Origin of the sequence: Neolewinella antarctica (assembly GCF_011927835.1) — a bacterium.
Classification (GTDB): Bacteria; Bacteroidota; Bacteroidia; order Chitinophagales; family Saprospiraceae; genus Neolewinella; species Neolewinella antarctica.
In genome coordinates this window covers 29,414-42,271 of record NZ_JAATJH010000010.1, presented here as the reverse complement: position 1 = coordinate 42,271, position 12,858 = coordinate 29,414, and the positions used below count along the sequence as shown (strand labels likewise).

Sequence of the window (12,858 nt, the reverse complement as noted above, 5' to 3'; positions counted from 1 at the left end):
CTAGTCGGGTCGAATTAAAAGTACCGATCTCGGGCCAAAAGGTGGCTGAGGCGGTCGTGGAACATCCGCAACAACACTGTTCTCCTCCAACAAAATGCCGAACACGACGGGGACGGCTAATCGCTCCTTTGGGTAAGGCGTAAACCCATCCGTAAGTACGAGGATTACGTCCGGCTTTGGCCGAAGTTTCTGCGCCTCGGCAATGCCCGCCCGCATGTCGGTCAGCCCGCCGCCGGGGAGTGACTGAATTCTGTAAGCCTCCTCCGCCGCGACGACCCGCACGGGTTCGAAAGTCCGGTTGTCGCAGGGAATGATCGTAACCGGGTAACGGAATGTCCGTACGACACCGGCGACTTCGGCCAGCGATCGCTTCAGACTAGCGCTACCTATCGACCCACTCGTATCCACGACGATGGCGATGCGCGCCGTTCGGTCACCCCGCAGTGACGGAGCCAGGATAGGGTGATAAACGGCCTGCCGCCGACTCGGCCGCGCGAAACTATAGTCGATCCGACTACCGATGCCTTGATGGATGGCCACGCTCATCCGGTGCGAAAGGGAGCGCCGCCAGTTTGTCTTACTCGTCAGAACGCTTTCCGACCAGCTCCGCCAGCTTGCGGGAATGGCACTCGGACCGGCCTTTTTCATTTCATCGGCCACTTTTCTGCGGATCAGCTCGGTGTCCAAGTCAGAAATATCCTGAACGTCCCCGGTTTCCCACTCCCGTGCTTCCCCGTGTACGCCGCTTCCTTCGTCCGGGAGCAACGCAAAGTCGTGTTCGGCACCCTCCACCATGGTCAGGTACTCCTCCGCCAACCGTCCGTTCGCAAAGCCGAACTTGCCGGGCAGCATACCCGGGTACACCGCTGGCATGGTTAATCCTGGCCACGGGTTGTCGTTGATCTCGAAGTCGGCGGCAATGTTCCAGGTGCGCGGGTCGACCGGTCGCTTGGTCAGTAAGGATTCGCGCCGCTCGGCGTGCTGACGGAGACGGTGGCTGATTTCGTGAATCCAGAGAAAGCCAATTTCTTTCAGGGCGTCGATCTCTTCCGGGTTACTCGCCCAGATTTCCGCGACGGCCGCCGGGTTCCAGTAAACGTTGTAGCTCAGGTCGATCGAAGCTACCTCCGTCCGCTCGGTGACGATGATGCGGCACCGGAACAGCGCCGGACCGAACCACGGTAACCGCTGGGCGGCGTAGGCCCGGGCGAAGCGAATCCGGTCGCTGGCCGTGCGGTGATCAACTGAGGACATCGATGAATTGGTTGAGTCCTTCGTCCGCAAAGAAGCGTTCGATCTGGTCGGTGACGGTTGAACCACCGTCCCCATTAGCTTGCTGCGCCGCGGCAAATACCTCGGGCAGCCAGCCGGACTGGGCCAACTCGCGGAGGGGCACGAAAGCAATGTCACGCCTGCCGTCGTCGAAGGTTGTCGCCATCAAATCGAGGTAAACGGTCGAGTAGGGAAGAAGATCAGCAGTGCCCACCGCGGCTTTCAGGTAGGGATTCAGGCTGGCAAACAGTACGTAGAGCTCGCCGTCGTTCAGGTCGGTCACGTCGAGACTTACCTTGCCGTCGAGAACGTCAGCGGGCGGTGGAAGGCGGAGGTTGCGTAAGTACTCGATCAACGCGATGGCGATGCCTTCCCCCAGGCAACCGGCGGCCAGGTCGAGCCACAGACCGTCGGACTGGGTATCGTGTAAATCGTAGCCGAGTAGTTCGGCGCTGGTGAACAGGGCGGCCACGAAATCCCAGGTTCGGGGGCTGGCGAATCCGTACGGATTATCCTCCGGGTTAGCGTGTAGATAACTGGGTTGTAAGCGCAGAAAGGCAGCCACCCGGGCCTTTACCTGACCGAGGAGTACGGCGTGAGCCTTGGTATCTACTTCCTGAATGTTCCCTTGTTGCCAGCCGCTGAGTAGCGCGTTGATGTACAGGTCCGCGTCAATGTCCCAGTTCAGGTGCACGAACCGGTTGCGGAGCGGCGGTGATAATTCCCAACCCCCCACCATCAGGTCGGGCGGGTTGGCGGCGGCCACGATCCGGACGCCGGGTGGTAGGTCGTGAAACCCCACCCGCCGTTCGAAGACTACGCGGAGCAGGGCCGACTGCACGGAGGGCGGTGCGGTGCTCAACTCGTCCAGGAAAAGAATGCCGTTGCCCGTCTCAGAAAAGCTGTCCACCCACTGCGGCGTGGCGTAGCGGACTTTGCCGTCCTCCAGAATGGGTAAGCCACTAAAGTCCGTCGGGTCGTGGATGGAGGCGATTAGGGTAGTGACCGGAAAATCCGGACGCGCCAAGCCCTCGATGAAGCTGGACTTGCCGACGCCCGGGCGGCCCCACAGAAGGACGGGGATACCGGTGACGTTATTCTGCGTGGGGGTAACGAGGGCGATGAGTAGCGCGGCCGCGCCACGGGGTAATTTTTGGGATGGGTTCACGGTTTGGACTAACTCCTAATTCGCCACATAGTTTGTCGGGCGGGGCGTCAGTCCGCTCCACCACCATCGCCCTTCGATGGTTGTAGAATCGAACAAACGGCCGCCAAATCAGATTTTAGTAAGGAATCAAAACTAAACTACTATGGGTTTTCTTGCCTGGATCATACTCGGCCTCATCGCCGGCGCCATTGCCAAACTTATTCACCCGGGGCCGGACCCCGGTGGCTGGATCGCTTCCCTACTGATCGGTATCGTTGGTGCCGTCGTCGGTGGCTTCGTCTTCAATCTGGTCGGTATGGGCGGTGCTACGGGTGTTAACCTGTGGTCCATCATTGTCGCCGTAGTCGGAGCGGTTATCTGCCTGGCTATTTACCGGCGGGTGGCTTAAATCCGCCTTTCGTGTAAAAACTAAGAATGCCAGTGGCCCCGCGCCGCTGGCATTTTTTGTTGGTGGTCGGTTCGTTGCTGACCGTTCGCAACCAGGTTTTTGCCACACAAACACATAAGCACAATAGTTTGGGTAAGAAATGCTTCGGCGTGGCCGGAAAGTGTTGTTCTGAGCACTAGTTTTTACGTAGCTGAAAAATCCGTACAGAATCCACTAACTACCAATCCAATCAAATTTAGCTTCGACTGCCCGACAAAAATTTACGCTAGCCAATTTTCCCGGCACCCGCGGCCGCGCACCTTTAGAGCATGTTGGGACTTTAGCTTCCGGCCTTGTTTTGGCCACTTTTGCGGTGGTCTTCGTTAGCAAAATCCTCATTTAGCTACGGCTAAACTCCGGTTTTGCTGCCTTAACCATCACAAAACTGTCTCAAAACCGGCCAGGAACCCAAAGTCCCAACATGCTCTTAAAAAACAACCGCAAAACTAACGCTACCGCACACCCGCAAACTCATGAATCAGCGGCTTGGGGTATTTAATCTTCCCCTTCAGCTTGAAAGTACTCAACCGGTTATGGTAGTAATAAAGCATCGCGTAGCTATCACAGATTACCTTGCCGTCCGCGTCCCGGTGCAGGGGTTTCTGGATGTGGAAATTACCGATGCTGTCCATGGCGTGCTGCAAAATGCCTTCGGGCGTTTCATAAAGTTCTGGCGAAACCTTTACCCGGTCTTCGTTACTAAGGTCCAGCAACACGTCGCGCAACTGAGCGATAACGTTGAGTAGCGCGGGCTCATCGAAGAAGAATTCCTCGGCGGGCAAACGCATGATGCCGTAAAGATCGGTGCCGATGTTGGCCCGTTCCACCAGCGCGAAGGCAGCGTAACTGGCGATGTGCGACGGCAGGACGATGCCATCGGCGTGGTACCGTTCCACGATCTTTTCCCCCAGCATCCGGGTGTACTCGCTCTCCCGCTGGTAATCCTGGTTGATCTCGCCGTGCTGGTCGCGAAAATATTCTCGCGTACTCACGTGGCGGCCGCTGCGTACGTAACTGAGCCCCGTGGCCTCCACCCGGTTACCGAGCACGTCCATCGGCTGGCCGAGGCTGATCGTGATGGTGTTACCCTTACTAAATACCCCCCACACGAATTTCAGAATCGACCGCAGCGACTGGAAATTATCCGACGCCTTGATGTACCGCTCCTGCCCCTGCTCGCGGAGGTGTTGCTCCACCAGAAACTGCGCCTCCAGCACGAAGGGGTAGCTGAGAATAACCGGCACGATAAAAATCTTTTCTTCCCGCCCTTCCTGGTAGCTGGCGCGTTGCGCCTCCACGGCCGTGCCGAGTAAGCCTAGCTTGAGTTTAGTCTCCAGCGCCCCCGACCGCGAACGCGTGCCGCCCGGGAAGAAAAGACTCGGCACGCCCTTCTTGATGATGAGTTTCGAGAACATCTTTAGGGCCGTCATGTACACGCCGTTCCGCTTCCGCCGGTCGACGCGGTAAGCCCCCAACCGGTTCATAAAGTAGGCCGTATAACCCGTGTTGTAGAGGTTGAGCCCCGCACCGAAGGAGACGGCCGGTAGGCCCGCCACTTGGTCCAGCGCGTAGCCGATAAGGATGGAATCGAGGTTGGAGAAGTGGGTGGGTACGAAGACAACGGTCCCGATTTTACTGAGCTCCCGCACCCGCTCGACGTAACCCCGCACCAGCAGTTTCTCCTGCAGCAAAATCTTTTTCGAGAACAGCGAGCGGAAACTGCGCCCGTCCGCCGCATTCAGTAGGCGGCCGAAGAAAAAGGTCAGAAACCGGCGGGCGAATCGAAAAGTAGGAATCTTGAAGTGACCGACGATCTCGTCGGAATACCGGTGCACGATCCGCTTGAGGATGTTGCGTGCCGCGTTGTCCGCCGTCGTCTGCTCTTCTTCGTCCAGCGATCTGGTCGCCAGCATCTTGGCGAGCCGCTTGTAGTAGCTTCTCTCCTTGGGCGGGTCCACTTTCCACGGTTCCTGCTTGGTGCGGTTCTGCTCGCTGAAGATCGTCTTACTGAGCAGGTTCTGGAGGTCGCCACCGTGTTCTTCCAGGAGTCGTTCGTAGGTAGCTTCTTCGAGCTCACTGACGAATGCATCGCGGTCTTCGTGGAGTCGGTAGATGTCCCACTTCTCCAGGTCGGGGGCAATGTGTTCGTAGCGCCGGCCGGCATTTTCGAAGGCCGGGGTGGCGACGAGGGTATTGGTATTTTGCTCGGTAGTAGTCACGGTGGCCAAGTTAGGTGGTTTCGGCGTAAGGCCAGTCCATGCCCAGCAAGGTTTTTTCGATCAGGGCCAGGAGTTCCTCGCGGCCGTCCTGCTTCACGGCGCTGGTGAGGAACACGGGGGGCAGCTCTTCCCACTGCTCCAGCAGCTTCTTCTTAAAGGCTTCCACCTGGGTCAGGCCCCGGGCTTTTTTGCGGTCGGTTTTCGTGAACACCAGCACGAAGGGCACGCCGAGTTCGCCGAGCCAGTTGACGAATTCCAGGTCGATCTTTTGCGGCGGCACGTTGCTGTCGATCAGCACCATCGCGCAGGTCAGTTGCTCGCGCTTCGTAAAATAGTTCGTCGTGCGGGTCTCCCACTTCGAGCGCGTTTTTTTGCTCTGTACCGCGTAGCCGTAGCCGGGTAGGTCGGTCATGTTCCACGAGCCGTTGATCAGGAAGTAGTTGATCAGCTGGGTCTTGCCGGGCCGGCCGCTGGTCTTGGCTAGTTCCTTGCGCGAGGTGAGCATGTTGAGCAGGCTGCTCTTGCCGACGTTCGAGCGGCCGATGAACGCAAACTCGGGTCGTCTGTCGACGGGGATTTTGTCGACCCGCGCGTAGGAGGTGGTGAATTCGGAGGCGGTTATGGACATTTTTGGTCTTTGGTCTTTGGTCTTCAGTCTTTGGTCTAAAGTCTCTGGTGGTTACTGTTACCACAGACCACAGACTAAAGACCCCAGACTTTTGTTGCGCGGTCGCCGGTGCAAGGGTTATTAAGGAAGGAGCAAAGGTACGTGGGCGCAGCCGGAAAGCTAGTGAAATACTTAACCCTTAGCGCCGTTTCGGTTGTTACCAGTACGATTGGTCGACGCATTCCTCCGCTCCGTCGACAAAACTTGCCGGGGTAGGGGAGTAGACCTACTTTCGACGCAGCAACAAAAGAAAATAACCCACCCATGTTTGAGTCATTCACCACCGCTCTCGGAAAATTTGCCACGATCAAAGGCCGGGCGCGCCGCAAAGAATTCTGGTCCTTCATCTTTATTTCGAGTTTGATCGGTGGTCTCGTGTCAAACTTCTACGGAAACATGATCGGCCACGAAGCCGGGATCGAGCGGATGATCGAGTTGTTATTTTTTATCCCGTCCGTAGCGGTGACCGTCCGTCGCCTCCACGATCTTGGCCGCACTGGCTGGTGGATTCTCCTGGCACCCACCGGCGTCGGTACCATCATTCTTTTCTTCATGATGCTCGCCGACGGTCAGCCGCGGGAAAATAGGTACGGAGCCGACCCTAAGGGCCGCGATGACTTTCAGGACTTTGGCCCTCTACCCCGGCCCCGGCGCGAACGGGTAGCGCAAACGGAGGAACTCTTTGTTTAAGTAGTCAATACCTTGCCAGAGAAAAGTCGATAAACCTTACCGTCAATCGCGCCAAACAAAAGGAAACAGGACCAGCCCCACCGCCAGCCCGATTAAATCGATCGCCCCGACGTAGATCAGCATGGTGTCGGTCTGCTCAATCGGCAGCCCGAAGGAGTAGGCACCCAGATTAACCAGCAGGTAAAGCAGCGGCGTGAGGATCGGCAGCGACAGAATCGACATCAGCGTAGCGTTCCCACCCGCCCGTGCCGCAATGGCCCCCACGAACGTCAGCGCCGCCGAAAGCCCGACGCCCCCCAGCCCCACGGCCGCCAGGAAAGTCGCCGGCTCGAACACTTCGATATTCTCCGCCGCGAAGAAACGTAGCGCGAGGTAGCTGGCCCCACTCACCAACCAAATCTGGAGGGTATTAAAAATCCACTTGCTGGTCAACAGGGCTTCGGGCGACGCCACTTGGTAATAGTACAGGTGGCGCCGGCCGCCTTCCCGCAAAAAGCTGCGCCCGGTGGCGACCAGCGCGCCAAAAAACAATACGATCCACAGTACGGCGTTAAAGGTCATGGCGGAAAAATTCGTCATGGCCATGTACACGATCGTGGCCGTGGCGACTACGTAAAGCAGCACGCTACTGATGGCCGTCCGGTTGCGCCATTCGGCCCTGAACTCCCACTTGAGTAGGTGAGCTATTTGGCGGAGTGTCTGCATGAATCGTTGACTAGCGGGTGGGGTAAGCGCGTAGGCTGATTGACCGCCCCGAAATTTACCCTCAATCTGAATAGGAAATGCCTAAAGGTAACCGGCCGACGGTAGTATCTTCGCCCCCCGCTACGACCGTGCCCTAACAATTCGAATGACACCCCAAAAACTGACTTTCCTTTTACTCTTTACCCTGCTTTCCGTGACGCTGAGCGCGGGTCAGGTCACGATCGTTGCTAAATCCGGCGACGGTGTCTACTCCGTCCTGCGTCACTACGGACTGCTGGAGTTTCCGTGCAACCTACAAGAATTTTATCGCCTGAACCGACTCAGGAGTGACGCCCACCTACTTATTGGCCGCACGTACAAGTTACCCATCGAGGAACTCACCTACAACGGTAAAAGCATCCGAACGACCACGAACAACAAAAACTATAACCGGGCGCTCGACATTCAGCATTACAATGAAGACCTGTTGGAAAAGGGCGTACGCAGCACGGACTTCCGCAAGGACAAAACCCTGTACGTCCCCTACCACATCGATCACTGCCCGACCCCTCCCCAAGTAGAGTCCACGACAACCGTGCCCTCCGCCAGCGGACCGACGCCCGAGCCCGATTTGGACAAAGAAATTAAGGACATCGGTGAAATCACGAAGGCTGAGAATCCGAAAAACCTTGCACCCGCGACCGCGCCCAGTACAAACGGCCGCCCCACTGGCCCCGCGCCCGAGCAGACAACCACCAGCGCCCGCCGCACCTTCGACATTTTCGGCGAGAAATACGCCTACGTCCCGAAGATCGACAACCAGCTCGCCGGCCGCATCTTTTACGTCGTCGCCGGCCACGGAGGCCCCGACCCCGGTGCCACCGCCCGCCGCGGCAACCACCGCCTCTACGAAGACGAATACGCCTACGACGTAGCCCTTCGCCTCACCCGCAACATCCTCGCCCACGGGGGGACGCCCTACATGATCGTCCGCGACCAAAAAGATGGCATCCGTGACGAACGGTACCTGAAGGCGGACAAAACCGAAACCGTCTGGGGCGGCGACAAACTGCCGCTCAACCAGAAAAGACGCCTCTGGCAGCGTTGCGACATCATCAATTCACTCTACGAACAAAACATCGCCAAGGGGCTCACCGACCAGACGATGATCAGTATCCACATCGACAGCCGCTCGAAAAGTAGGCGCGTCGACCTGTTCTTCTACCACCACGAAAACGACCCCGCCGGGGAAGTGCTGGCGCGGAAAATGCGGGATAAAATCAAAGATATGTACGCCGAGACGCGCGCCGGCCGGGGCTACCGGGGCACCGTCGGGGCCCGCGATCTCCACGTGCTGCGGGAGACAAAGCCGACCGGTGTGTTCATCGAACTGGCTAATATGGCCAACTCTTCGGACCAGATTCGTATCATCGAACCCGCTAACCGGCAGTTGATGGCGGACTGGCTGCTACTTGGCTTGCTGTGATATTCATCGCGGAATGCTTACCCAGGCCAGTCAATTTTTGCCCGGGGCTGTTTTTGATTACCTTAACGCAGCGACGGTCAAATTTTTGACTACCCAGCCCGTTCCCTAGTTACAATTCGATTCCATGCTCAAGAAATTTTTGCTCCCCCTTATCCTGCTGTGTACGAGCGTCGCCCTGACCGCGCAACGTGCATTTCCCACGCCCACCCTCAAAACGATTGACAATGTATCCGTCGATCTCTCCGAAAAGATCGGTACGGGTAACGTTACCGTCGTCGCCGTTTGGGCTACCTGGTGCCAGCCCTGCCACGTAGAACTAGACCACATGGCGAAGTACCTCGCTAAGTGGCAAGATGAATTTGGGGTGGACGTCCTGGCCGTCAGCGTCGATAAGCGCCACCAGGTCAGGAAGATCAAACCACTCGTTAGCCGCAAGGGATGGGAATACGATATTCTGATCGATTCCGACGCTGCGTTACAACGCAAGCTGGGTTTTCGGAGTATCCCCCAGATGTACATCGTCGATGGCGGTGGCGTGATCGTCAAAGAATTTAGTGGGTACGCTACCGGGCGGGAAGACGAGGTAGACAGGTTTCTCGCGAAAATGGTTAGTAAGTGAAGTTTTGGTTCGCTGCGGCGGTTTACACATCGGATGCATCTTTCAAGGAGAAACAGCGAAGCTGTTTCTCCTTGAAAGATGCATCCGATGAGAAACCGAATTCCTCTATCTCCCAAAGTCTAGTGATTTTAGCTTGCGCTGCTGCTGCGCGGTCTCATCGGATGCATCTTTGGTCCAGGCGCAGCCAAGACCAAAGTTAGCTAACGCTGCTGCCAGAGGCGGTCATCAGATGTGTAAAATCGCGTAGCTATACAACCAAAATACGCTAAAACAGAGAAGCGGCCCCGACAGAGTTGTCGGGGCCGCTTTTCGGTGTCGATTAAGTCGGTGACCTAGTTTACTGATTTACCTCAAAGGTAATTTTGATGTTGACGCGGTACTTGTCCACTTTACCGTTCTTGACGGTAGCGGTCTGCTCCTTCACGTAGACGGAGCTAATGTTACGAACCGTCTTGCTCGTCTCTTCCACTGCGGTGGCGATGGCCTCTTCGAAGCTGGTTGCGCTTTCGCTAAGGATTTCAATTACTTTCATTACGTTAGCCATGGTTGGGGTATTTGCGGCTGACCGGATTAAGGGCCGAGCCAGATTTATTTTTGAAAAATTCCCAGAAGGAGGACGTGCGTAGTTTTCCTTTTCTCACCAATGATGCCCAGCGTAAACTCAGCGGTTTGATCAACCGACTGAGCTAGCAACGGGAATCCAGTGGCGGGGCCGGAGTCGGCGATTACCTCATCTTCTTCGTTCGCTAAGTATAACCCAAACCCGATGGCTCCTGTTCGGCCACTCAGCGCGAAGCGGTAGTCTCCCGCCGGCAACGTGAGCCGCTCGAGGAACAGCGACGATGGTTGTGCGGAGGCGAAGCCGTAGATGCACCAGCCAGCATTTCCGTCCAGCCAGGTCAACTCCGTGGCGGGTACGAGCATCGCCGTCGTACTCGCGGTGAACTGCCTGGTAAGCAGACGGTGACGATTCACGGCTACGTCGAGGCCTTTGTCCACCAGGATGGCGAGCGCGACGCCGAGGGCTGGTTTGTCGCTCGCCCGGAGGTGCAGGCGAATACGGTGGGCCCCGGACCGTGCGGCGGTGTACTGAATCACGGGCGTAGCGTCCGTAGCTTCATCGGCGGCTACGTGGCTATCGCTTGCATCGAATAAGGACATATCCAGTACGGCCCGTTCCGTTTCGGCCGTTCCGATCAGGGTGTAAGTACGACCAGCGACGAGTTCGATCGTGAGGTTAATGCTGCGGTCAAAGCTCAGTTGGGCGGCGCCCAGATTAAGTCCTGGCTTCCAATTCGCCCCGCTGATGGCCGTCAGCAGACTGGCTTTTTCGGTCGCGCGGCGGAGGGCTTCCGTGGGGGCGGCCTGGGCGTTGACATCCGGCGAGGAAAGGAGCAGCAGGAGCAGCGGTACGAGTAGCCGTGCGGTACGCAGACCGCCCGCAAGCTTCCGCGAGAAAACGTGCGGGTACCCGACAAGACACCTCCAGGACCGCCACGCTGCGGTTACCGAAAACCGATCTGCACTTTGATCGCCTGGCCCCACCATCACCTGACGCGTTTGCGTGCCGCCAGTACCTGCAAGATGATGTCCGCCGTACGGCTGCCCGCCCCCGCGTTCGCCTGTCCTACTTCCAGTTGAGCGCGGTGAGCTTCCTCCCAGGTGACGTTGTCGTTGAGGTGGTGCAAAGTGTCGATGAGGTCTTCATCGTCGGTGACTACGAAGGCACCACCGGCGTCGACGGCTGTCTGTGCTTCGGGAAATTTTTTGTGCTTCGGTCCGAAAATGGTGGGCAGCCCGTAGGCCATCGGCTCCAGCGTACTGTGGAGGCCCGTGCGGAAGGCGCCGCCCACGTAGGCCACGCGTCCGTAGCGGTACGCCTTACTGAGCATACCGATTGTGTCGAGGATGAGTACGTTTTCTTTCGTAAGGTCGACGTCATCGACTTCCGTGTAGCGGACGCCGTCGAAGTCATCCAGCATCTGATTGATTTCTTCTTCCTGCAGCTGGTGGGGAGCAAAAACGACTTGCCAGTCTTCCTCGATCTGCGGCCAGGCCGTCTTCCAGACGTCCAGGTCGTGGGGCCAAACGGAGCCGGCAAAAATGGTCGGTTTCCCGGCGCAAAACTGCGTCAGCGTCTCGTCTGCCCACGGCACCTGCGTGAGCGCCAGGGTACGGTCCATCCGGGGATCACCGGCGACCCAAATTCTTTTCCCGGGGTAGTCCGTGCTTTCGACCAGTAGCTTTTTGGAACGCTTCGTCTGGGTAATGATGCCAGTGAAGAGCTGTAGCATCTCCCGGTACCAGCTACCGTAGAACTTAAAAAATAGTTGCTCGGGGCGGAAGGTTGCCGCGACGAGCCAGGTCGGCACACCCGCCGCGTGGAGGGCTTGCAGGTGAAAATACCAAAACTCGTACTTGACAAAAATGGCGAGGTCCGGCGCCAGATCGCGCACCCACGCCGTTGCGTTTTCCGGACTATCCGGCGGGAGGTACAGAACGTGTTCCGCCAGCTCGGTCTGCCCCGCCCGGTCGTAGCCGGAGGGGCTAAAAAAAGTGAGAACGACTTCCCATTCCGGTAGATTTTTGCGCAGGTCCTCCAGCACGGGCCGCCCCTGCTCCCACTCCCCCAGGCTGGCGCAGTGCATCCAGAGGCGCTTTTTACCGGTCGGTTTTGGTGGTGTTTCTTGTCCGTCCCTACCCGTCGTCCACTTGCGCGCCCGCTCGTTGCCGAAACGCCCGGCGACTGCGATTCCGGTGTGGTAAGCTTCGGTGGCGAAACGGTAGAGTGCGGTCATTTGTAAAAGATTTCCCGCCCTTCCCCGAGGTAGATCGGGATGATGAGCCCGGCGCGGATGCCTAGGGCGACATCGGTCCGCCGGTCATCGGGGAGGGCGGCCCCCGTAGGAACGTCGAAGGCGCGTGAGGGTTTGGTGAAGCCGGCGAGGAGGTCGGCTCCGACGTAGAAGTTGATACGGCGGTTTTCGCTGAGGTGCTGGTAGCCGAAGAACTGATAGATGGCCGGGCCGCCGGTCAGCCGGTCGTAGCCCGCCCGGTTTTCCTCGAAGATGGCGGCGACAGTTTGTACCGGATCATCCTGAATGCGAATCCGGTGGGCAAAGTAGCCGAGGCTCGTCCGTAAATTAATGCCCGCGCGTTGGTTGCCGCCGATGCGAAAGGTGTACCCGACGCTCGGGCCCACGAAGAGTTGCCGTTGCCGCAACTTCACGTCGGCCGGCTCGCGCTGGTTGCCGATGAGGAAGCCGTCGCTGGTCCGCAGATCGGCCAGAATATCTTCCTTCACGTCACTACCGAAGCCAAAATTAGCGTGGACGCCGAACGCCCAGTTCGAGTTTGCCGGTAGGTAGCTCACGCCGCCGTCGAAAGCGAAGCCGTTACCGAACCGGTCGTTCAGGTCTGCGGCGGAGTTGAACAAGCCGTAGCCAACTTGGAAAAGGATGGCGCGGTCGAGGTTTTTTGCCCCGGCCAGTCCCTGGGCGCGGACGCAGGTGCCAGTGTAGTTGGGCAAGGCAAGGAAACTCAACCACAGTACGGCAAAGATCGGAAAGCGCAGTTTTGGCATGGCGTAAAAATAGGTCTGTTTGCACGGGGCAAGGGTGAATACG

13 protein-coding genes are annotated in these 12,858 nt (G+C 57.9%); 4 read left to right on the top strand and 9 right to left on the bottom strand.

Annotated features, from left to right (window positions below):
* Both GGR27_RS18605 and GGR27_RS18600 read right to left on the bottom strand, forming a co-directional pair.
* Window positions 1-1,254 (bottom strand): vWA domain-containing protein, encoded by a 1,254-nt coding sequence (locus GGR27_RS18605; protein ID WP_168040166.1) that lies wholly within the window; start codon window positions 1,252-1,254, stop codon window positions 1-3.
* Window positions 1,241-2,440: an AAA family ATPase gene (locus tag GGR27_RS18600; RefSeq protein WP_168040164.1), complete on the bottom strand. Its 1,200-nt coding sequence runs from the start codon at window positions 2,438-2,440 to the stop codon at window positions 1,241-1,243. Before GGR27_RS18600 ends, GGR27_RS18605 begins: the two co-directional genes overlap by 14 nt.
* Before the next feature lie 142 nt (window positions 2,441-2,582).
* Here GGR27_RS18600 and GGR27_RS18595 point away from each other — a divergent pair, with 142 nt between their 5' ends.
* Entirely contained in the window at window positions 2,583-2,828 is a 246-nt protein-coding gene (locus GGR27_RS18595) for a GlsB/YeaQ/YmgE family stress response membrane protein (RefSeq protein WP_168040162.1), read from the top strand.
* Between the two features lie 491 nt (window positions 2,829-3,319).
* Here GGR27_RS18595 and GGR27_RS18590 read toward each other — a convergent pair whose 3' ends face one another.
* Both GGR27_RS18590 and yihA read right to left on the bottom strand, forming a co-directional pair.
* Complete coding sequence (locus GGR27_RS18590) at window positions 3,320-5,086, bottom strand: 1-acyl-sn-glycerol-3-phosphate acyltransferase (protein WP_168040226.1); 1,767 nt, start codon at window positions 5,084-5,086, stop codon at window positions 3,320-3,322.
* Between the two features lie 10 nt (window positions 5,087-5,096).
* Window positions 5,097-5,714 carry a ribosome biogenesis GTP-binding protein YihA/YsxC gene (gene yihA, locus GGR27_RS18585; RefSeq protein WP_168040160.1) on the bottom strand — a complete coding sequence of 206 codons (618 nt, stop codon included), beginning with the start codon at window positions 5,712-5,714 and terminating at the stop codon, window positions 5,097-5,099.
* 303 nt (window positions 5,715-6,017) lie between these two features.
* Here yihA and GGR27_RS18580 point away from each other — a divergent pair, with 303 nt between their 5' ends.
* Window positions 6,018-6,443, top strand: coding sequence for a DUF805 domain-containing protein (locus GGR27_RS18580; protein WP_168040158.1), 426 nt, complete (start codon window positions 6,018-6,020; stop codon window positions 6,441-6,443).
* A 42-nt stretch (window positions 6,444-6,485) separates the two neighbouring features.
* Here the strand turns inward: GGR27_RS18580 and GGR27_RS18575 are convergent, their stop codons facing one another.
* Window positions 6,486-7,148, bottom strand: coding sequence for a heme exporter protein CcmB (locus GGR27_RS18575; RefSeq protein WP_168040156.1), 663 nt, complete (start codon window positions 7,146-7,148; stop codon window positions 6,486-6,488).
* 145 nt (window positions 7,149-7,293) lie between these two features.
* Here GGR27_RS18575 and GGR27_RS18570 point away from each other — a divergent pair, with 145 nt between their 5' ends.
* Complete coding sequence (locus GGR27_RS18570) at window positions 7,294-8,613, top strand: N-acetylmuramoyl-L-alanine amidase family protein (RefSeq protein ID WP_168040154.1); 1,320 nt, start codon at window positions 7,294-7,296, stop codon at window positions 8,611-8,613.
* Between the two features lie 124 nt (window positions 8,614-8,737).
* Window positions 8,738-9,232 carry a TlpA family protein disulfide reductase gene (locus GGR27_RS18565; protein WP_168040152.1) on the top strand — a complete coding sequence of 165 codons (495 nt, stop codon included), beginning with the start codon at window positions 8,738-8,740 and terminating at the stop codon, window positions 9,230-9,232.
* A gap of 337 nt (window positions 9,233-9,569) precedes the next feature.
* On the opposite strand, the gene GGR27_RS18560 is transcribed toward GGR27_RS18565, so the two are convergent.
* Genes GGR27_RS18560 through GGR27_RS18545 form a run of 4 tightly spaced genes read right to left on the bottom strand, consistent with a single transcriptional unit; the run spans window position 9,570 to window position 12,815 of the window.
* Window positions 9,570-9,776: a dodecin family protein gene (locus GGR27_RS18560; RefSeq protein ID WP_168040150.1), complete on the bottom strand. Its 207-nt coding sequence runs from the start codon at window positions 9,774-9,776 to the stop codon at window positions 9,570-9,572.
* A 44-nt stretch (window positions 9,777-9,820) separates the two neighbouring features.
* Entirely contained in the window at window positions 9,821-10,780 is a 960-nt protein-coding gene (locus GGR27_RS18555) for a hypothetical protein (RefSeq protein ID WP_168040148.1), read from the bottom strand.
* Window positions 10,780-12,030, bottom strand: coding sequence for a 3-deoxy-D-manno-octulosonic acid transferase (locus GGR27_RS18550; protein ID WP_168040146.1), 1,251 nt, complete (start codon window positions 12,028-12,030; stop codon window positions 10,780-10,782). The genes GGR27_RS18555 and GGR27_RS18550 overlap by 1 nt, the downstream gene beginning before the upstream one ends.
* A complete protein-coding gene (locus tag GGR27_RS18545) occupies window positions 12,027-12,815 on the bottom strand; it encodes a hypothetical protein (RefSeq protein WP_168040144.1) in 789 nt (262 codons plus the stop codon). Before GGR27_RS18545 ends, GGR27_RS18550 begins: the two co-directional genes overlap by 4 nt.
* Window positions 12,816-12,858 lie beyond the last annotated feature (43 nt).